Raw genomic sequence first — 20,954 nt, forward strand, 5'->3', positions numbered from 1 at the left:
GATGAAAAGAGCTACCAGCCCATTGTCTGATAGCTCTTTTACGATAACTGGCGGTCGGCATTACCTATGCCAGCAAACGGTCAAACCGTTTTTTCTTACCCATAGGTTACCTGGATGTCTCTACCGTGTCAAATGAATAGCTGGCAGACTAGCCGCAACTGGCTAGCGATGGCTATTTCTACAGACTTTGCTCACTTCTGGCAAAAATTTTACAAGATGTTGACCTGGATAACATCAAATCTTTACATCACTTCGGTATGCTGGGTCTAACTTAGTGATAGTCGGGGACTGTTGCCGGGTGGTACCCCGGTGACTGCGACTATATTTGATGGGGGCCACGGGGGTATGAATAAATTCACAATTGTTCATTTATCAGATCCACAATTAGCAGCTGCAGCCGAGCCGCAATATAATCAGCAGTTACCGCCGGCCACGAAGCTCCAGCGTATCTTTGATGACATCGTGGCCCACGACTTACAACCGGACTTAATCGTCATCGGTGGGGATCTGTTGACGGGCGGCACCAGTCGGGAGTACGCGCAACTCCGGACCTATTTAACGGCCCAATCGGAACGACTACAGGCGCCCATCCAGGTAATTCTCGGCGATCAGGATGACCGGGAAGCCTTTAACCAGGGGTACTTAGGGGAACCGCATCAGCCATACTACGCCTATAAGCAGGTGTACCAGAACATGGACTTCTACTTTTTGGATTCCAAATGGGAACCGAATAAGGAAGCCGGCTGGCTCGATCGCGAGCAACTGGATTGGCTAAACAAGAATTTACACCTAGCGCCACGTCGCCGGGCATTTTTATTTCTGCATCACCCGTTAGATGCGCCAGCACTGCAGGGGATGCGGTACGCGTTGTTGCAGAACAATCGCGAGCTGTTGGCCATCTTACACGGGCACAACATCGGCGGCATTTTCGCCGGGCACCTGCACTTTGGGGCCAGTTATCTGGTCGACTCGACCATCCCGGTGACCACGGTGGCGTCGGCCTCGACCTACATTGATTGCCAGGATCCACACCGACATGAGGTGCACGACGCAACCAGTTATAACGTGATTACGATTCAGCGGGGGATGGCCAGCATTACCAATCACCCGCTATACTTGGGCCAACCTGTCATTGATACCATTGAGATCAACAACACGGGTTTCGCCAAGCATCGACCCAGATTGACCCCCTCACGCAGAGCGGGGAACGGGCTACCTTTAATTTAAACGACTCAAACTAAGCGCCACAAAACCAGGTATAAAAGGTTTTGTGGCGCTATTTTTGGACCGAGATGCCCGTTGACCTAGCAAGGACTTGCGTACAAAATCAGTTAGAAATCAGCAGATGTTCCGGCATCTGTGGAGGACCAACTTCGGACTTGGAAAGCAGTCCTCCGGTTCAGACTCAGATTGACCATTACAATAATGTCATCGCTATTGGAACACCATTCAGCCACAATAGTTGGCTACAACCCACGTAGGCGTGAGTGAATCAAATTTAGGCTCAGCCGTGGGATTTTCCAAGTGGGCTACTTGGAAAATGGTGACTTTGAAACGCTGGTTTGTGCGGTTCAAAGCAAGCTGACAGACCGCTTCTCAGGCTGCCAGCGTCCTTCCCACAGCGTTCCAGCCTAAATTTGGTGAACGGTAAGCCGGTAGGTTTAGACAGTGTTGCGTTTCGTTTAGCGACCTATGCTGGTCGAGCCAAGGCAAAGAACCCACGGAAAGTACGCGATAGACGTTTCATGTGGTCGCCATTTTCGGTATAATAGGAAACGACGCTATGGCGAAACGGAAACTGGGCTGTCGGTTCGGTTGCGTTTCGCCTGTAAGTAAGGTAAAGTATAATCAAACGTGAAACAATTGTGTTTCACAGAGAACTGAGCAGGGAGATATTGCATGAATCCTGAAGAATTTCGTGCCGCGCTGTCGGCGCAAGGCATCGAATTAAACGCAACACAGCAACAACAATTTGCTGACTACTATCAGTTCTTGGTTGCGACGAATGAACACGTCAATCTGACCACAATTACTGAGGAGCCCGAAGTCTACCTGAAACATTTTTACGACTCGTTGACCCCGGCTTTTTATGTGCCCGCAATCCGGACCGAACCCTTGACCCTCTGTGACGTGGGTGCCGGGGCCGGTTTCCCGTCATTGCCACTCAAGATTGTCTTCCCGCAACTTCAGGTGACCATCGTGGATTCCCTGAACAAGCGGATTACGTTCTTAAATGAGCTCGCAGCTAAGCTGAACCTGACCGGTGTGGCCTTTCATCACGCCCGCGCTGAAGAATTCGGCGGCAAGCGTGCGCCTTACCGGGAAGGCTTTGACCTGGTGACCGCACGTGCCGTTGCCCGGATGTCCGTGCTGAGCGAACTGTGTCTGCCCCTGGTGAAGGTCGGTGGCCAGTTTGTTGCCTTGAAGGCGGCGCAGACCGAAAATGAATTAGCGGTTAGCCAGACCGGGATTACGACGCTCGGCGGCCAAGTCGCTGGTGACTTCTCGTTCAATTTGCCAGAATCCAACGATCCCCGGCACATCGTGGTCGTGGACAAGGTCAAGCACACGCCCAAGCGTTACCCGCGTAAAGCCGGCACGCCCAACCGGGAGCCACTAGAAAATTAATGGGATGGGGGTAAGATAATTGCCATTTTCATTATTTGGAAATAATCGGGAAAAGGCCACGCATCCGGCCCATCCCGTGAAACAAAACGTGGTGATGATTCCGGTCGCCCAGATCACGCCGAACCGGTTCCAACCCCGGCAACGCTTCGATCAAACGGCAATCGCCGAACTGGCGCAAACGATTCAAGAACATGGGCTCTTACAACCCATTGTGATTCGCGAATACGAACCGGATCATTACGAAATCATTGCCGGTGAGCGGCGGTTCCGGGCCGTTTCCAGTCTGAAATGGGACACGGTTCCCGCCATTCTGGAACAGATGGATGACGATGAAACGGCTTCAATGGCCCTGATTGAAAACCTCCAACGCGAGGAATTGACCGCCATTGAAGAGGCCCATGCCTACCAGAAGCTGATGGAACTCAACCACATGACCCAGGCCCAACTGGCCGAGGGCATTGGCAAGAGTCAAGGCTTCGTGGCCAACAAGTTGCGCCTCCTGAAGTTGGCGGAGCCAGTACGAGAGGCCCTGTTGAACCGGGAAATCAGCGAGCGACATGGTCGTGCCCTGTTGTCCTTGGATGACGCTGCGCAAGTGACCATTTTAAAGACGGTCGTGGCTGATCAACTAACAGTCAAGGAGACTGAAGAGTTGATTGCCAAGCAGCAGCACCCCAAGAAACGCCGGCGCAAGGTGACTAAGCACAGCGTTTCGGCCGACACCCGGGTCGCCGTCAACACCATTCGCCAATCGGTGAAGATGGTCAGCGACGCGGGCATGCAGCTCACCACCAAAGAAGAAGAAACTGCGGACAGTTACCGCATTACCATTGACATTCCCAAAGAAAGCTAGAGGTGAAACGACATATGGGCTACATTATTGCATTAGCCAATCAAAAAGGTGGCGTGGGTAAGACCACGACCGGCGTGAATTTAGGCGCCGCTCTAGCCACCGAAGGCAAGCAAGTTTTACTAGTAGACACCGACGCCCAAGGTAACGCGACCAGCGGAGTCGGCATTCAAAAGGCCACCATCGACAAAGAAATTTATGACGTGTTGGTCAACGAAACGCCGATTCAAGAGGCTGTCATTCATACGGCTCATCCCGGGTTAGATATTGTTCCGGCCACCATCCAGCTTTCTGGTGCCGAAATCGAGCTGACTCCCATGATGGCCAGAGAAACCCGGTTAAAGGCCGCGCTCGACGAAGTTCGGGATCAGTACGATTACATTTTGATCGACTGTCCACCTTCGCTCGGGCTCCTGACCATCAACGCGTTCACGGCTGCCGATTCCATTCTGATTCCGGTGCAGAGTGAATACTATGCGTTGGAAGGGTTGACCCAGCTGCTAAACACGGTCAAATTGGTGCAGAAGCACTTTAACCGCGACCTGAAGATTGAAGGGGTCCTCCTGACGTTGTACGACGCCCGGACTAACCTGGGTAAACAGGTCAATGAAGAAGTTAAAAAGTATTTCCAAAACAAGGTTTATGCCACAATTATTCCGCGTAACGTGCAACTAGCGGAGGCGCCGAGTCACGGGATGCCAATCATTGATTACGCCCCCAAGTCTAAGGGTGCCGAAGTTTACTCTGAACTCGCAAAGGAAGTGCTAGCTGCCCATGGCAAGTAAGAAAGAGAAAAGTTTAGGACGGGGAATTGACGCGCTGTTTGCGGAAAATGGCGTGGATACCGCCGAAGAAACTGTGGTTGACCTGACGTTGGCCGACATCCGGCCCAACCCGTATCAGCCACGGCAGAAATTTGATAAGAAGGGGTTGAACGATCTGGCCGCTTCCATCGAAAAGACCGGTGTGTTCCAACCAATCATCGTCCGTCAACCGGACAAGACGTTGGAACGCTACGAAATTTTGGCAGGCGAGCGCCGTTTCCGGGCGTCTAAGCTTGCCGGCAAAACCACAATTCCAGGGATCATTCGCGACGTGACCGAAGAACAGATGATGGAGATCGCCGTGCTGGAAAACCTGCAACGCGAAGATTTGACCCCGCTGGAAGAAGCCGAAGCCTATGATACCTTGATGACCAAGCTCACCTTGACTCAGGCCCAGGTCTCCGAACGTTTAGGAAAGAGTCGGCCGTACATCGCCAACTACCTGCGTTTGTTAGGACTGCCCAAGGCCGTCAAAGACATGCTGCAACACAACGAGCTGTCGATGGGCCAAGCGCGGACGTTGCTGTCGTTAAAGGACAAGACCAAGTTGGTGGCGTTGGCTAAGAAGGCCGTTGCCGAGGGGATGACCGTGCGTGCGGTCGAAGCCGAAGTCAACAAGCTGAACGGTGCCGCCAAGAAATTGGCCAAGAAACCCGCCAAGAAGAAGTCGCCGTTCCTGCGTTCGACCGAAAACCAATTACAAGAGCGGTTTGGCACGCAAGTTTCCATCAACGAGGCGGCCAACAAGGATCAACAGGGACACATTGAAATCGAATACCTGTCCAATGATGATTTGAACCGCATCCTAGAGTTGCTAGACATCCACTTAGATTAGCAAGCATTGGAGGGAACGCCATGTACGATTTAGGTGATTTGGTAGAAATGAAAAAGGCCCACCCGTGCGGCACCAACCGCTGGGAAATTACCCGAATGGGCGCGGATATTAAAATCAAATGTACCAATTGCGGCCACGTTGTCATGTTGTCACGCCGCGAATTTGAAAAGAAGCTAAAAAAGGTGCTGGTCAAGGCCGACACCAACAATGGAAAGAGTGAATAATTGTTATGTCATTAACTGCAGGGATCGTTGGACTGCCAAACGTTGGGAAGTCCACGTTATTTAACGCGATTACGAAGGCCGGGGCCGAAATGGCCAACTATCCATTTGCCACGATCGACCCAAACGTCGGTATGGTCGAAGTGCCAGATAGCCGGTTAGACCGTATTCAAGAACTAATTCCAGCCAAAAAAGTTGTGCCAACCACGTTTGAATTTACCGACATTGCTGGGATCGTCAAGGGTGCCAGCAAGGGTGAAGGTCTCGGGAACCAATTCCTGGAAAACATTCGCCAAGTCGACGCCATTGTCCACGTTGTCCGGGCGTTTGACGACGACAACATCACCCACGTTTCCGGGAAGATCGACCCCATTGATGATATTGAAACCATCAATTTGGAACTCGGTCTATCTGATTTAGCCGCCGTTGACAAGCGTTTGTCCAAGGTCGAACGCGCTGCCAAGGGGAGCGACAAGGAAGCCAAGGCTGAATTGGCCGTTTTGGAAAAGATCAAGCCGGTCCTCGAAGCCGGGGGTGCCGTCCGCACGATTGCCTTTGACGAAGACGAAATGGTAATCGTTAAGGGACTGTTTCTGTTGACGTCGAAGCCCGTCCTCTACGTGGCCAACATTGCCGAAGACGACATGGCCGATCCTGAAGACTCCAAGTACTTTGGCATCATCAAGGATTACGCTGCCAAGGAAGGTGCTGAAGCCATCGCTGTGGCCGCCGAAGCCGAGGAAGAAATTGCCCAATTGGACGATGACGAAAAGCAAGACTTCTTGGAAGCTGAAGGTGTGGAAGAACCTGGATTGAATCGCTTAATTCGGGCCTCATACCACCTCTTAGGCCTGCAAACGTTCTTCACGGCTGGTGGTAAGGAAACCCGGGCGTGGACGTTTAAAACGGGGACCAAGGCCCCTCAAGCGGCTGGGATTATCCATTCCGACTTTGAACGTGGCTTTATCCGCGCCGAAGTTATGGCCTTTGATGCATTAGATGAGTTTGGCTCCGAAGCTGCCGTGAAAGAAGCCGGTAAGCTGCGGGTCGAAGGGAAAGACTACGTGATGGCAGACGGCGATATCGTCGAATTCCGTTTCAACGTTTAGAAGGGAAACAATTATAAATGAGTGATAACAAGCAGACGCCGCGTAACGCCGGTGTTCACCAGGACCGCAATACGGTGGCCGCTAGCGAACGGGCAGCCTTCGACAACGTTGGCCTGACCAAACGTAACGCGGACTACATGTTCCGTTTCAACAAGGCCTTAGACCAGACCAAGTTGACCCCAGAAAAGAAAGCCGCTGCCGTACAAAAGATGGTCAACGAGCTGGTCGACGGCCAAAAGAGTGGCGCGACCGCCAAGAACCTGTACGGCGACGTTGAGAAACAAGTGAAGGTCGTAGTTGACGGCCCAGTGACGGCTACGGCGGTCATCGGGGGCCCGAACTACTGGCCAAACATGATTTACAACGCGCTGACGTTCTTCATGATCTTTAACTTGATGTTCGGGATCATGTACCTCTTCAGTCCCAAATTAATGACCAGCAGCCAACCGGTCGGGATCACCGCCATCACGGTCAGCGCTCTTGTGGCTGGGTTCATCCTGCCAATCATGCCCCGGTTATTTGATCCTAAGATCAAGCACAAATACAACGGCTGGATTCGGGCGTTGTTCGTGTTACTTGGGTTCATCGTGTGGATGGTGTTGTTCTACGCCGCCCAAATGTTACCAAGCGTTATCAACCCAGTGCTGATGCCTTGGCCAAGTATCATCTTGGGGGTTGTCTCCATCGCCCTCATGTTCTGGATTCGCCGCACTTACAAGATTCGTGGCGGGTTCTTCGGTTAGACTGTCTTAGGGATTCGTTGTGGGAGCTGTTCGCTCCCTGCGGCGGCTTCGGGCTGGAACGCTGTGGGCGGACGCCTAAAGCCTGTGGTGCTGTCTTTAGGCTTGGCTTTAAGCCTCACAGGTCGAGTCTCAAAGCCACCATTTTCTAAGAAAAGCACTTAGAAAATCCCACGGCTGAGTCCCGGCCGCCTCCGGTCGCTGATGTTGCGGTTCTTAGGCAACGTTGGTTTGAACCCGCCCCGAAACCTGTGGCGGGTTCTTCGGTTAGACTGTCTTAAAGATTAGGATCTGCGTGAGCTGTTCGCTCCCTGCGGCGGCTTCGGGCTGGAACGCTGTGGGCGGACGTCCAGAGCCGAAAGGCGGTCTCTGGACTTGCCTTTGAGCCTCTGAGAAGCGAGTCTCAAAGCCACCATTTTCTAAGAAAAGCACTTAGAAAATCCCACGGCTGAGTCCCGGCCGCCTCCGGTCGCTGATGTTGCGGTTCTTAGGCAACGTTGGTTTGAACCCGCCCCGAAATTTGTGGTGGGTAGGTGGTTGGTCGTTACGTTGTGGCGCGCTGGTACCCTTGCTGGACTAGTCGTTGCCTGGAACGTAAAGTGTCTTAATTGAAAACTGATGAGACATGAACAGTCTTAAATCAAGTGAACGAGTGAGAGATTCCTGACTGGGATTTCTTGCTCGTTTTTTGTTGGATTGGGGTTACGTTAAAAATATGATGAACGTTCACACCACCAGAAAATAGCGGATGACTACACCACCACACTGACAATTGCTGCCACTACCGCAACGTCAAATTAGAAAACAACCAAGAGCCGGAGGAGGCCGGGTACGGAGTCAGCTGTGTCGGTGGTGTTAGACCGGGTGGGCTTTCCCGGCCTTACAGCACGGGACGACTTTTGAGACGGGTGTTCTTCCCGGCTTAAAAGCGAGGTGGAAGCCCGTCCCCCAGGCTGGAACCGGGCCCCACAGCAGACGTAGTACCCGGCAGCCTCCGGCGGCAAATGCACAGCAATCTGTCTTTAAACGAATATCACCCGGGATGCTGCAGTTGTTCCCGGTCTTACAGCACGGGACGACTTTTGAGACGGCGTTCTTCCCGGCTTAAAAGCGAGGTGGAAGCCCGTCCCCCAGGCTGGAACCGGGCCCCACAGCAGACGTAGTACCCGGCAGCCTCCGGCGGCAAATGCACAGCAATCTGTCTTTAAACGAATATCACCCGGGATGCTGCAGTTGTTCCCGGTCTTACAGCACGGGACGACTTTTGAGACGGCGTTCTTCCCGGCTTAAAAGCGAGGTGGAAGCCCGTCCCCCAGGCTGGAACCGGGCCCCACAGCAGACGTAGTACCCGGCAGCCACAGGCGGCAAATGCACAGCAATCCAGCTCTAAAACAATATAACCAAACCAGGAGGGCATCAAAATTGACAATCATCCTATCTATCGGGGTCATCATCTATTTCATCATGGACCAATTTGAATACAGCTTGGTCCACCGCTTCACCTTTTGGCTCCTGCCATTGTTCACCTGTTACCTATTCACCAAGACCTTCAAGTGGACGCCACTGAACGGGACGCTCCTGCTGGCAATTGTCATCTTCGCCGCCGTGGTCAGTTGGTTTCAGGCGAACGCCACGCTGATTCGCCAGGAGAAACGCGTACGGTACTACTTTGAAAATGACCAACACGAAGAGGTGCCCGTGTACCGGCGGGTTGTGACCAGTCAGGGTGGCCGTCGCTACCTGGAGGGCTGGGTGCTGGTCATGATTGTTCAGGTCGTCATCGAGGTTACCTACCTGAACAAGGCTTTCACCGCCCACAATGTCTGGGAAATGGTTTGGGAGGAAATCATCGGCGACCTGGTGTCGTTTTACCGTTTCACTTCAGGCACGCGCCAGACCAGTTGGATTATTTGGGCACTGCTGGGGTTCACCAGTCTGGGGTACACCCTCTGGTTAGCCCGGCGCTCGCCCGAGGTTCACGAAGCCATTTTCTCGAGCAATAACTAGCGAAAAAGCAACGAAGGGGTCTCGTTTAGTTAGCCGCTTAGCCTAAGTGAAAAAAGATTTTTTATCGCAATTTCAAAATGACTTCACCGCTTAGCAACTGACCCGCTTAGACAAATCCAAGTGGGTCAACGGTTGCCGCAAACGCCGAAAACTTAAGGCCTGACGCCATTTACAGCCACCCTTTCATTTTCATAGTGAAAACTGAAAACCCGGTGCTTGACCCGTCTTCGTGACGGAACTATGATGCTCACAAGTAATCGAGTTAGTCACTAGCCCGACGAAAAAAATTTCGTTATCTCGGGGAGGATTTTTTATGAAAAAAGTCTTTGGGTACGTTTTAGGATTAGTTGCGGCTTTAACGTTTGCCGGGGCGATTGCAACGACCGCTAACGCTGATGGCAGTAGTGCCGACGCGGCGAGTGGGTCCGGCAGCGGTTCAGCGGATAGTGGTTACGTGATTCCTAAGGGTGGCGACACGGGCGCCGGGGCCATTTCATCTTCTGATGCGGTTGACTCCTCCATCACGTCTAACAGCTCGAGTTCAATGAGCAGCAGTGATTCTTCTGCGAACAGCTCATCCGAAATCAAACCAGAAACGCCAGCGAAGAAGCCAGCCAAGGACAAGGTTTTGGCCAAGGCAAAGCGGATTGCCGTTCGTAAGCACTACCGCAAGAATGGCACGATCCTTTACTTAGAAAAGGGCCGCAAAGGGGAAAAGATTTCCTTGTTAACCAAGAAGGGCAAGCTGGTTAAGAAGTTCACGGTCAAGAAGAATGGTAAATTTGACATTCGTTTGACCAAGAAGGAAGCCAAGAAGTTGGCCAAGGGTGAAAAGTACTTCTTACTCAAAGCCAAGGACAAGGGTTACAAGACTTTTGAAATCAAAGTTAAGCTCTACTAGATTTTAGGGGAGTTGAAAGGGCGCGGGCAACCGCGTCTTTTCTTATGGAATCAGATTGATTGTTCAGCAAACTAATGGGGAGGGGCAACCATTATGGAACGCATTAGATTAATGCTTCATCGACGCAGTACCCAAGTATTTGGCTTGTTCACCATTGTCGGGGCTTTCATCATGACGTTTTGTTCGTACACCTCCCCGGCTTACTATTTTGACGTGTCACCGGACAACAACGCGTTCTTCACGGTCGGCAAGGCCATGATGCACGGGATCGTGCCGTATAAGGATATTTTTGAACAGAAGGGCCCGTACGTGTACTTCCTACACGGCCTGGCCTACCTGGTGAATCATCGCGGCTTCACGTTGATTTTTATTTATGAAATTGCGACGTTGGTGGCGGCGATGTACCTGGTCTACAAGCTGGCAAAATTGGTGGGTGACCACGAGTTGCCGGCACTGTTGACGGGCTTGTTGTCACCGGTGCTGTTCCTGGTGCACCCGTTCTACGATTACGGCGATACGGTGGAATTCTTCACGCTGCCATTTCTCTTGTCGCTGATTTACCTGATTGTCCTGCTGGATCGACGGCAAATGCGCGTCAGTCCGTGGTGGTATTTCGCTCAGGGTGCGCTGGTCGGCGTGGTCTTTTTGTCCAAATACACGCTGCTCGGGGCCTGGATCGTGTTCTACCTGGTCCTGGTCGGCTACCGCATCGTGAAAAAGCAGTGGCGGGCGCTGGGCCAATTGATTGGCTGGAGTGCGGCTGGATTTCTGATTGCGACGGTGCCGTGGTTGATTTACTTTCTGGTCACCAAGAGCCTGGGGGCGTTCATCAACGTCTACATTCTCTTCAACACCAAGGTTTATCTGACCTCGTCGGTGGCCTTCTTTGCCAACCTGATTCAATCGATGGCGTTGGTTTCGCAATTTTACCTCAGCAACGTCCTGTTCTTCGTCTTGGGCGTGGTGGGGACGCTGGTGGTGACCTTCCTGCCGGGCGTCTTTCGCAGCAACTTCACCCGCGGCTTGTACCTGCTGGCAACATTGGGCAGCGACATGTTTGCCCTCTACGGCTACCAGGCGGGCGCGGTCTACCAGTATTATGAATTAATTTATTTCGCCGGTTTCGTTTTGCCGTTCGTGATTTTCTGTCAGTGGCTCTTCAGTCGTCTGACACTGCCAAATGGGGACGACAGCTTTGCCATTCTCGCGACGCTGGTGATCAGCTGGTTCCTGGTCCTCGGCGTCAACAACAACGTGACCAACTCGCGGGTGTTTCCGAACAATTCGTCGATCACTGAGGAAAATACCAGCCGACCGCAACAGCCGGCGCAGGTTGCGTTTGGCAATTACATGCGCCAGAGTGGGCAGCCACTGACACTGCTAAATTATGGCTCGATCGACATGGGCTTCTACACCGCGTCGGGGGCGGTGCCGTCGGCTTACTACTTCCAAAACTACAACATTTCCCAGAGTGCGGCGCCACAGATTTTGCGGTCACAGGTCGCCCAGATTCGCCAGCACAAGGTGGAATGGGTCGTCCTGAACACGCCGGCGGGCAAGACCGTGCGGCAATGGCAGGGTGGCGGTGGCCGGATCACCAGTGGTAATCTGAATCCGGGCACGAGCAAGCTGGCCAAGACGCTGTACCGCAATTACGCGGCGGTCGGCCGGCATACGCAGGTGTTTGAAGGGGTTAGCGTGACTTATTGGTTGTTTGAACGTAAGTGATGGTGGAGGATAACCAGCCACCTGCGGCTGCCAGAGATTCCGGCTGCTGTGGGGACCGCCTGCGGCCTGAGAGGCGGTCCTCCGGCTCGGTTTGAAGTCTGTCCAAAACCGCCAGTCTCCAAACGCGCCCCACGCTGTAAGCTGAGTTTCACTCAGCCAACACCGTCGACAACAGCTGCGGCCACCTCTGGCCTCCTCCGGTTACGGTTGTTCTTCCACATGACATTAGTGTGGCTGTCGCTGGACTAGTAATGCTTGCCTAGCAGTATTGCACCATCCATGTAGGCGTGAGCGAGCCAAATTTAGGCTCAGCTGAGGTCAAAGACCGTCCTTTGGCTTTGACCGTCCTACCCACCGCGTTCCAGCCTAAATTTGGCGACCGGCAAGCCGGCAGTTTTAGACGACGTTGCCAATATTTTAGCGAACACAAATAAAATGAAACCCAACAGGTGGCTGTCTTTGTCGGACAAGCCGCCTGTTTTTCTGTCACCAAGTGGCGCGCTTACATCACCCCCACAACTATTTGAAAATAACCCTTGACGGCATTGAACGAAAGAACTAACATTATTGAGTAATGAAGCCGCTTTATGGTTTGATTAGACTTACATAATTAGGGAGGAATTTTTCATGAAGAAAGTATTTGGTTACGTCTTAAGTTTATTAGCTGCTTTAACGTTTGCTGGGGTCATTGCAACGACTGCTAACGCTGCAGGGAGCAATGCAGTTGCTACGAGCGGTAGTGGCAGTGGTGTTACCAGCAGTGTTGTTTCTTCAAGCAGCTCTAAAAAAGTTGCTAAGAAAGCAACTAAGAAGACTGTTAAGAAGTCAAAGCGCGTTCAATTAAGCAAGAAGTACAAGAAGAACGCTCGTAAGGTCTACGTCAAGAAGGCTGCTAAGGGTTCATCCATCGCTTTGAAGAACAGCAAGAAGCAATCTGTTAAGAAGTTTGCTGTTAAGAAGAACGGTAAGAAGACGCTTTCATTGACTAAGAAGCAAGCTAAGAAGCTTAACAAAGGTAAGAAGTTCACTATGACTGTTACCAAGAAGGGCTACAAAGCTTACACTGTTAAGGTTACGATCAAGTAATCACTTTTTAACAAGTAATGAAGGAGGTTGTGGCCAATGTCGCAACCTCTTTTCATTTAGGATTTTATATTGCTGAAGCGTGTCTGGGACAACCTCTCAGACGCGCGTTGTGTCTTCACAACCATATTGTTGAAACGTGCGACCAAAGGCAGCCGGCTCCGCTTAAAACTGATAGCCAAATAATCCAGACCCGGGATTATCCGGCTATCAGCCTTAATGCTCACCAGCTAACCGCCTTTGGTCCCACTCTTAGAAAAGGAGTCGGGGTCCGTGTACTTACGAATCAAGGAAAAATTGCAAAGCCACGAAGCTCAGTATTTTACGTTATTGGCGTTCATTGGGATTTTTATGATGGCGTTTTGTTCCTACACCTCGCCAGCGTATTACTTTGACACGTCGCCGGATAACAACGCCTTCTTCACGGTTGGCAAGGCGATGATGAACGGGATCGTCCCGTATAAGGATATTTTTGAGCAGAAGGGGCCCTACGTGTACTTCTGGCACGGCCTGGCTTATCTGATCAGCCACCGCAGCTTCATTTTTATTTTTATAACAGAAATTGTGGTCCTAGTGGCGGCAATGATTTTGACTTACAAATTAGCACGGCTGTTGAAGCTAGACGAGCTGCCGGCCTTTTTGGTGGCGATGCTATCACCGATGCTGTTCCTGTACCATCCCTACTACAACTACGGCGACACGGTGGAATTCTTCGTGCTCCCGCTACTGCTATCGCTGATCTACTTGATTTTCCTGCTGGACCAGCGGCAATTGGCGGTCAATCCGTGGTGGTACTTCACGCAGGGCCTGTTTGTCGGCGTGGTTTTCCTGTCCAAATACACCCTGTTAGGCGCCTGGATTGCCTTTTACCTGGCGTTTGGCGGCTACCTGCTGGTCAAGAAACAGTGGCGGCGACTGGGCCAAGTGGTCCTGTGGAGTGGGGCGGGCTTCCTGCTGGCAACGGTGCCGTGGTTGATTTACTTCCTGGCAACGGGGTCGCTGGGTTCCTTTATTAACGTCTACATTTTATTTAATACGAAAGTTTATATGACGTCGTCGGTCTCGTTCTTCTCGAACCTGATTCAGTCGACCATTTTGGTGGCACGTTTTTACCTAGGCGACGTGCTGTTCTTCATCCTGGGCGTTGGCGGCACGCTGCTAATCCTGTTCCAACGGACGATTTTGCAGCGGAAATTGACCCGCGCGCTGTACCTGTTGATCTTCCTGGGCAACGATTTGCTGGCGCTGTACGGCTACCAGACGGGCTCGCTCTACCAGTATTATCAATTGGTTTATTTTGCCTTCTTCGTCGTGCCCTTCATTTACCTGCTTCAGCTATTTTTCAAATGGGTGCGGCTGCCCAAGACGGACGATCCGTTCGTGATCCTGGGCACATTGATTCTCAGCTTCTTCCTGGTGCTGGGCGTGAACAACAACGTGGTCAGTTCGCGGCTCTTCCCGAATAATCAGGCCATCACGAAGAAAAATACGCGTAAGCCGCAACAGCCAGCGCAAGTCGAATTTGGTCAGATTATGCGGCAACAGTCGGCCCACCCGACGCTACTCAACTACGGCTCGATCGATATGGGCTTCTACACGGCGGCGGACGCGGTGCCAACGGCTTATTATTTCCAAAATTATAATATCCCAGAAAAGGCGGCTCCCCAGATTCTGCGGGCGCAACGCCGCATCATTCAGCGCCACCAGGTGCAGTGGGTCGTACTCAACACGCCGGCCAAGCAGTCTGTCCGCGAATGGCGGGGCAACCGCGAAGTGCCGGGACGCATTTCCAGCGGGAACTTGAACCCCGGCACGTCCAAGTTGGCCAAGACCTTGTACCGGCATTACCGCGTGGTTAAGGTCCATCGGCAGGTCTTTGAAGAGACCGACGTCCAGTATTGGCTGTTTGAGCGGAAGTAAATTTGGAGATTGCAAATGAAGAATTTTTCAATTGAGGATGCGGAAAAGGTGAATGCATCCTTACCCAGACAATTTTTTAACAAGTGGGTAATCGTTGGTTTTTTCTTAGTGATTAGCCTGGTAAACGTGCTAGCCTTTGCGAGGTATGACTGGCTCTTCGGCGGTCAGGACTTGCAGTTTCACCTTCAACGGATTAATGAATTGTACCAAAATGTTATGCGTTTTAATTTATTTCCGGTGTTAGGGACGTTTAGCTTCAATCAGACTGGCTCAGCAGTGATGGCCATGTATCCCAAGTTACCACTCTACGGATACGTTCTGATGCGAATGATTTTTAGACAGCCGATTTTAAGCTATTACATGGGTAATGCGATGATGACTTTTGCTGGTCTGGTCGTGAGTTACTACAGCTTTCTGTCGATAAAGAAAAATGCCAAAGTGTCAGCAATGCTGTTTTCATTAGTGTATACGTTATCGGCCTTAAACGTCTCATATCAATATCTAATGGCAGATATTGGTATTGTGGCAACCATCGTTTTCTTACCAATGGTCTTTGCAGGCCTTTATCATTGGATCATGAATGGTAGGTATGGCATGTTAACTTGTGGCGTGACGGTTGTTGCGCTCAGTCATGTTTTGAGCTTCATCCTGCTGATTTTTACGTTAATTGTTTTCACACTAATCAATTGGACAAAGTTAGATGACGAGAAATGTCTCGGTCTGGCTAAAGCCATTGGACTGACGATTTTACTGACCAGTACCTTTTGGCTACCGGCATTGGTTTTTAGTACTCATTTTAAGATTTCGGTACCACAGGTATTTCAATTGAATGGTATTGATCTAGTAGAATATACTGGCGCAGCACTGTCGAACAATGTTTCGTATGGTTTTACTCTTGTCGCTTTACTCGGTTTCATTTCTGGTACAATTGGATATAGAATCCTGGATAGTGGTGTGAAGCAAATCTACTGGGTTTCTTTAGGATATTGGTTGATAAGCAGTCGTCTATTTCCCTGGCATTTACTGCAGAATACACCATTAAAAATGATTCAGTTTCCGTGGCGCTTGATGATTTTTCCACAATTGGGCTTCAGTCTAATCTTTTGCCTAGCGTTCGTGTATTTTCTTTCGCACGTATCAAGTCAGAGACTGATTCGCCTTGGTCTTCTCAGTATGGGAATGATTGCATTAGTGTTCTCAATCGATGCGCAGCGAAAAATTATTTCGTTTGAAATTGGTGCGCCGGAGATAACATCATCAAATTTGATGGGGAGTATACCATACCGGGATGGTCGGGCATGGTATAAGGTGACGAACAGGTATGAATACGACAATTTAATGGAGCACATCGCCAACTACGATTATTATCCTAATGCAAGTACCTCAAAATTTGACGAAATAGCCAACCATCACGTTGTTTTTGATGAGACAAATAGGGTTGATGCGAAAGCAATTATGGGAATTCCTGATGGCAGTGAAATTTCGTTTACGTTACCTCGCGCTGCCAATAAGGTCGTTCTGCCCATGGTCTTGTATGGCAAAAATTATCATGTCAGTTTAGATAGTCGTCGTGTTCAAGCACGGCTTGACGCGCACAATCAGTTGGTTATCCATGGACTCACGAAAGGGTCTCACGTGGTCAGAGTTGCCTACAAGGGGCTACTGGTTCAACTACTTGGCATAGCCCTGACGCTGTTGGGAATGGCATTAGCTACCAGGCGAAAAATCGTGTTAGTATTTGGTAAACGAAATGGATCGGCGGATGAACCAATAACCGCATCGAAATAATTAATCCATGATAGTTCAATGAGAAGCCTTGACCTGAATGGCCTAGACTGGTAAATTAAGAAACAATATCTCCCAGGATTCCTAACCGAGCCTGAGACTAAAATTAAGAGGAGCGATATCAACTATGTCTAATTGGGACACGAAGTTTGCTAAAGAAGGATTTACTTTTGATGATGTTTTGTTAATACCCGCAGAAAGTCACGTATTGCCGAATGAAGTCGATCTGAGTACCCAATTAGCACCGAACCTAAAGCTGAACGTTCCGTTTTTGAGTGCCTCCATGGACACCGTCACGGAGACGAAGATGGCGACCGCCATGGCCCGTAACGGGGGCCTCGGGGTCATCCACAAAAATATGAGTGCTGAAGACCAAGCCAAAATGGTCGCTGACGTGAAGGCAATCGCGAACGATGCCAGCCAGTACCCCCACGCCGCAGTTGACGACAACAACCATTTGTTAGTTGCCGCCGCCGTTGGGGTCACGTCCGACACGTTTGACCGGGCCAGCGCCTTACTGAATGCTGGTGCCGACGCCATCATCATTGATACCGCTCACGGCCATTCTGCCGGGGTGTTACGCAAGGTGGCAGAAATTCGCCAACAATTACCCGACGCCACGTTAATTGCCGGTAACGTCGCCACGGGGGCCGGTACACGGGCCCTGTTCGAAGCTGGCGTTGACGTGGTTAAAGTGGGAATCGGCCCTGGCTCCATCTGCACGACGCGGGTGGTTGCCGGTGTCGGTGTGCCCCAGTTGACCGCCATTTACGACGCCGCTCAGGTTGCGCGTGAATTTGGCAAACCAATCATCGCTGACGGTGGGATGAAGTACTCCGGTGACATCGTGAAGGCGATTGCGGCCGGTGGGAACGCCGTGATGTTCGGGTCGATGTTCTCCGGGACCGACGAAGCCCCTGGTGAAGTCATCGAGGACGCTGGTCGTAAATACAAGACGTACCGGGGGATGGGCAGTTTGGCTGCGATGTCTCACGGCTCCGCTGACCGTTACTTCCAAGGCGGCGTGAACGAAGCCGATAAGTTGGTGCCAGAAGGCATTGAAGCCCGCGTGGAATACAAGGGGAGCGTCAACGACATCATCTTCCAAATGGTCGGTGGCTTACGTTCCGGCATGGGTTACACCGGGAGCGCCACAATCAAAGATTTGATCAACGACGCGCAATTCGTTCGGATTTCCAACGCCGGCTTGATTGAATCCCATCCGCATGACGTGCAGATTACGAAGGCTGCACCTAACTATAAGTAAATTTGTGAATGCAAATTAATAAATGAGAGTCGACCGGCAGTTTGGGTCGGCTTTTTTGCACCATTGCGTTTTTCCTAAGCGGCGTTGGTTAAAGCCCGTGGCGAGGGAAAAACGAGTGATGGCATAGGCAGAACGGTGCTTACCAGTTGGAATTAAGTAAACGAAATCAATATAAACAAATAAATATTCAAGCCGTCCAGGCCGTTACGAGGAACCAAGCCCCAAGCAACGGCCTTTTTGGCTTAACCCAGCCTTAAACGTCAAGTTGGCGGCGGACCCGCAAATAGTGTAAGATTAAGGAATGGTAAAGTGCCTTACGCCCGACTAAAGGTTCGGGTTTTCCGGTCACGCCACGGGATTTATTTGCTAAAATAGACGTAAACCTACGGGGAAGACCGCTAGTGATAGGACCTAGCTGTTAAAGGAGATTAGCACAATATGAAAATTTTAGTTGTCGATGATGATAAAGAAATTGCGCAATTACTTGAAATCTACATTAAAAACGAAGGTTACGAACCCCTGACCGCCTACAACGGTAAGGAAGCGTTGACCAAGCTGCACACCACGCCAGACATTGCCTTGATGATTTTGGACATCATGATGCCTGAAATGAGCGGGATCGAAGTCATGAAGGAAGTGCGTAAGGATTCACAGATTCCCATTTTGATCCTGTCTGCCAAGACCGGCGACATGGACAAGATTCAGGGACTGATTTCTGGCGCGGATGATTACGTCACCAAGCCATTTAACCCCTTAGAAGTGATGGCCCGGGTCAAGTCACTGTTGCGGCGGAGCCAAGACCAAGTGACCGACGATAGCCCAGACATCCTGGACATCGGCACGTTGACCATCAACAAGGATTCCCACGAAGTCAAGACGATTGCCGGCAAGACCATTTCCCTGACGGCACTAGAGTTCGGGATTCTCTACCTGTTGGCAAGCCATCCCAACCGGGTCTTCTCCGCAGACGAAATTTTCGAGCGCGTTTGGCGTCAAGAAAGTATCGTCTCAGCCAAGACCGTCATGGTTCACGTGAGCCACTTACGGGACAAAATCGAAGACGCCACCAACGGCGAAAAGGTCATTCAAACCGTTTGGGGCGTGGGGTACAAGATCGAATCACATTAGGGACAAGAGTGTGGCAGCAGGCGGTAGTGGTAGCTGGTGCCTTACCGGGTGGAAAAAATGGACTGGAACGCTGTGGGCAGGACGCCTAGAGCCAAAGGGCGGTCTCTGGGCTTGCTTTGCGCCTCATAGAGCGAGTCACAAAGGCACCATTTACGCTGCTAGCGCACCGTAAATCCCACGGCTGAGTCCATTTTTTCCACCCTATCGGCATACTGGTTGTTAATGGCAACGGGGTTAGGTGTTACTACTGTTGGCTATTCGACACGTTTTATCGCATCTGCTGGTTGCTGGCGAGCGTCACTCACCATTGACCGGCAACAAGCAAATCATCCACCCAGACCAACAAGTCCAATGGGTGAGGTGCCCCAAACAAAACTAGCGTGAACGCACAACCAGAGCCGGAGGAAGCCAGGTACGGAGCCAGCTGTGTGGGTGGTGTTAGACCGAGCGAACTTTGCTCGGCCTTACAGCACGGGACAACCTTTGAGACGCGTGAACTTCGCGGCTTAAAGTTGAGGTGGAAGCCCGCACCACAGGCTGGAACCGGCCCCACAGCAGGCGCAGTACCTGGAAGCCGCAGGCGGCCAGTTTTAAGTGTCCTACGCACTACAGCACGAAACAAATTTAAAAAGCATCACCAATTGGAGATGGGCGTGTCTATGGTAAAAAAGGAACAATCCCAATTGAATAATCCGCGGGAGGCCGCAACATGAAGCTAACCACGCGTGAAAAAAGTGCGCTCTTCATGGAAGGGGTCGTCACGGTCATCCTACTGCTGATGCTGAACCTGGCGTTGCTGGTGCTGATCAGCCAAGCCATCGAAAGCAACCCCGGCCTGCGCGATGGGATTTTCATCATCAAACGGTCCGTGGTCTTTGGCCCGAATCACTTTCAGCTCTGGAGCTGGGAAAACGTCTTCATTGGCTTCATGGTGATTGGTGATGCCCTGGTCGTCTGGTGGCGGCTGATTCGGCGTTACCGGCAAATGCAGCTGCACCACATCATTGAAGAACTGCATTACATTGCCAACGGCCATTTCGACCATCGGATTCCGTTCCGGGTCAGTGGTGACGTGCAACGGGTCGTGGATTCCGTCAACGCGCTGGTCGATTCCGTCATTCACTCGATGGATGAGGAGCGGGCGATTGAGAAGTCCAAGGACGAGTTGATTACCAACGTCAGTCACGACATCCGCACGCCGCTGACCTCAATCATCGGCTACCTCGGATTGATCGAAGACCAGCAGTATCACAGCCAAGAGGACGTTTTAAAATACACGCACACGGCCTTCCTGAAATCCAAGCAGATGAAGTCCCTGGTGGACGACCTGTTTGAATACACCAAGGTCCGGCAAACGGATACGCCGTTGAGTCTGACGACCATTGATTTGGCTGCCATGCTTGAGCAATTGGGGGCCAGCTTTGAACTGGAAGCCCAGAAGAAGGGCATGACGATTGGCGCATCGAGCGAGCCGGCCAGTCTGATGATGGAAGCCGACCCCGAAAAGTTGGTCCGGGTCTTTAACAACCTGGTCTCCAACGCGATGAAGTACGGCGATGGCGGTAAGGAAATCAATTTGCTGGCTAAACGCGTCAGCGACGACGAACTCGAAGTTCGCGTCACCAATGACGGCCCGAAGATTCCCAAAGAGTCGCTGGCCTTAATTTTTGAACGGTTCTACCGGGTTGAAGAGTCACGTTCCAAGGAAACGGGCGGGACCGGCCTGGGGTTGGCGATTGCCCAAAGCATCGTCGCCCTGCACGGCGGGTACATCTACGTCGAGTCCGACGACGACCTGACCAGTTTCGTGATTCATTTGCCCGTCAAACACGATCACCCCTTGGCCATTCCCCAACGGTTAAAAACGGCGGGAGCGGCCAAATAAAGCTGCCGGACTTTTCCGGTAACTACATAAGATAGAGGAGTTT

The 20,954-nt window shown here is 51.4% G+C and carries 17 protein-coding genes; all 17 read left to right on the forward strand.

Annotated features, from left to right (window positions below):
- The first annotated feature begins 345 nt into the window (after positions 1 to 345).
- The 17 genes from EKM99_RS11875 (at position 346) to EKM99_RS11955 (ending at position 20,911) form a co-directional block, all read left to right on the forward strand.
- Positions 346 to 1,227 (forward strand): metallophosphoesterase family protein, encoded by an 882-nt coding sequence (locus EKM99_RS11875; protein WP_125583640.1) that lies wholly within the window; start codon positions 346 to 348, stop codon positions 1,225 to 1,227.
- Between the two features lie 672 nt (positions 1,228 to 1,899).
- Positions 1,900 to 2,628, forward strand: coding sequence for a 16S rRNA (guanine(527)-N(7))-methyltransferase RsmG (gene rsmG / locus EKM99_RS11880; RefSeq protein ID WP_125583641.1), 729 nt, complete (start codon positions 1,900 to 1,902; stop codon positions 2,626 to 2,628).
- A 19-nt stretch (positions 2,629 to 2,647) separates the two neighbouring features.
- The gene (gene noc / locus EKM99_RS11885) at positions 2,648 to 3,481 is read left to right on the forward strand and encodes a nucleoid occlusion protein (protein ID WP_125583642.1); all 834 of its coding nucleotides are present in this window, start codon (positions 2,648 to 2,650) and stop codon (positions 3,479 to 3,481) included.
- Positions 3,482 to 3,495: 14 nt separating this feature from the next.
- Positions 3,496 to 4,263 (forward strand): ParA family protein, encoded by a 768-nt coding sequence (locus EKM99_RS11890; RefSeq protein ID WP_125583643.1) that lies wholly within the window; start codon positions 3,496 to 3,498, stop codon positions 4,261 to 4,263.
- A complete protein-coding gene (locus EKM99_RS11895) occupies positions 4,253 to 5,137 on the forward strand; it encodes a ParB/RepB/Spo0J family partition protein (protein ID WP_125583644.1) in 885 nt (294 codons plus the stop codon). The genes EKM99_RS11890 and EKM99_RS11895 overlap by 11 nt, the downstream gene beginning before the upstream one ends.
- A 20-nt stretch (positions 5,138 to 5,157) precedes the next feature.
- The gene (locus EKM99_RS11900; RefSeq protein WP_125583645.1) at positions 5,158 to 5,361 is read left to right on the forward strand and encodes a DUF951 domain-containing protein; all 204 of its coding nucleotides are present in this window, start codon (positions 5,158 to 5,160) and stop codon (positions 5,359 to 5,361) included.
- A 5-nt stretch (positions 5,362 to 5,366) separates the two neighbouring features.
- The gene (gene ychF, locus EKM99_RS11905; RefSeq protein WP_125583646.1) at positions 5,367 to 6,467 is read left to right on the forward strand and encodes a redox-regulated ATPase YchF; all 1,101 of its coding nucleotides are present in this window, start codon (positions 5,367 to 5,369) and stop codon (positions 6,465 to 6,467) included.
- A gap of 17 nt (positions 6,468 to 6,484) precedes the next feature.
- Positions 6,485 to 7,210: a DUF1129 domain-containing protein gene (locus tag EKM99_RS11910; protein WP_125583647.1), complete on the forward strand. Its 726-nt coding sequence runs from the start codon at positions 6,485 to 6,487 to the stop codon at positions 7,208 to 7,210.
- Between the two features lie 1,419 nt (positions 7,211 to 8,629).
- Entirely contained in the window at positions 8,630 to 9,214 is a 585-nt protein-coding gene (locus EKM99_RS11915; protein ID WP_125583648.1) for a hypothetical protein, read from the forward strand.
- A gap of 313 nt (positions 9,215 to 9,527) precedes the next feature.
- Complete coding sequence (locus EKM99_RS11920) at positions 9,528 to 10,115, forward strand: hypothetical protein (protein WP_125583649.1); 588 nt, start codon at positions 9,528 to 9,530, stop codon at positions 10,113 to 10,115.
- 93 nt (positions 10,116 to 10,208) lie between these two features.
- Positions 10,209 to 11,843 carry a glycosyltransferase family protein gene (locus tag EKM99_RS11925; RefSeq protein ID WP_225419857.1) on the forward strand — a complete coding sequence of 545 codons (1,635 nt, stop codon included), beginning with the start codon at positions 10,209 to 10,211 and terminating at the stop codon, positions 11,841 to 11,843.
- A gap of 627 nt (positions 11,844 to 12,470) precedes the next feature.
- Complete coding sequence (locus EKM99_RS11930; protein ID WP_125583651.1) at positions 12,471 to 12,929, forward strand: hypothetical protein; 459 nt, start codon at positions 12,471 to 12,473, stop codon at positions 12,927 to 12,929.
- 270 nt (positions 12,930 to 13,199) lie between these two features.
- Entirely contained in the window at positions 13,200 to 14,846 is a 1,647-nt protein-coding gene (locus tag EKM99_RS11935; protein WP_125583652.1) for a glycosyltransferase family 39 protein, read from the forward strand.
- Positions 14,847 to 14,861: 15 nt separating this feature from the next.
- Positions 14,862 to 16,634 carry a hypothetical protein gene (locus EKM99_RS11940; protein WP_125583653.1) on the forward strand — a complete coding sequence of 591 codons (1,773 nt, stop codon included), beginning with the start codon at positions 14,862 to 14,864 and terminating at the stop codon, positions 16,632 to 16,634.
- A 124-nt stretch (positions 16,635 to 16,758) separates the two neighbouring features.
- Positions 16,759 to 17,898, forward strand: a complete 1,140-nt coding sequence (gene guaB / locus EKM99_RS11945) for an IMP dehydrogenase (RefSeq protein ID WP_125583654.1) — start codon at positions 16,759 to 16,761, stop codon at positions 17,896 to 17,898.
- A gap of 438 nt (positions 17,899 to 18,336) precedes the next feature.
- The gene (locus EKM99_RS11950) at positions 18,337 to 19,026 is read left to right on the forward strand and encodes a response regulator transcription factor (RefSeq protein WP_125583655.1); all 690 of its coding nucleotides are present in this window, start codon (positions 18,337 to 18,339) and stop codon (positions 19,024 to 19,026) included.
- A 709-nt stretch (positions 19,027 to 19,735) separates the two neighbouring features.
- Positions 19,736 to 20,911 carry a sensor histidine kinase gene (locus EKM99_RS11955; protein ID WP_125583656.1) on the forward strand — a complete coding sequence of 392 codons (1,176 nt, stop codon included), beginning with the start codon at positions 19,736 to 19,738 and terminating at the stop codon, positions 20,909 to 20,911.
- The last annotated feature ends 43 nt before the right edge of the window (positions 20,912 to 20,954 follow it).

Source organism: Levilactobacillus cerevisiae, assembly GCF_003946245.1.
Taxonomy (GTDB): Bacteria; Bacillota; Bacilli; order Lactobacillales; family Lactobacillaceae; genus Levilactobacillus; species Levilactobacillus cerevisiae.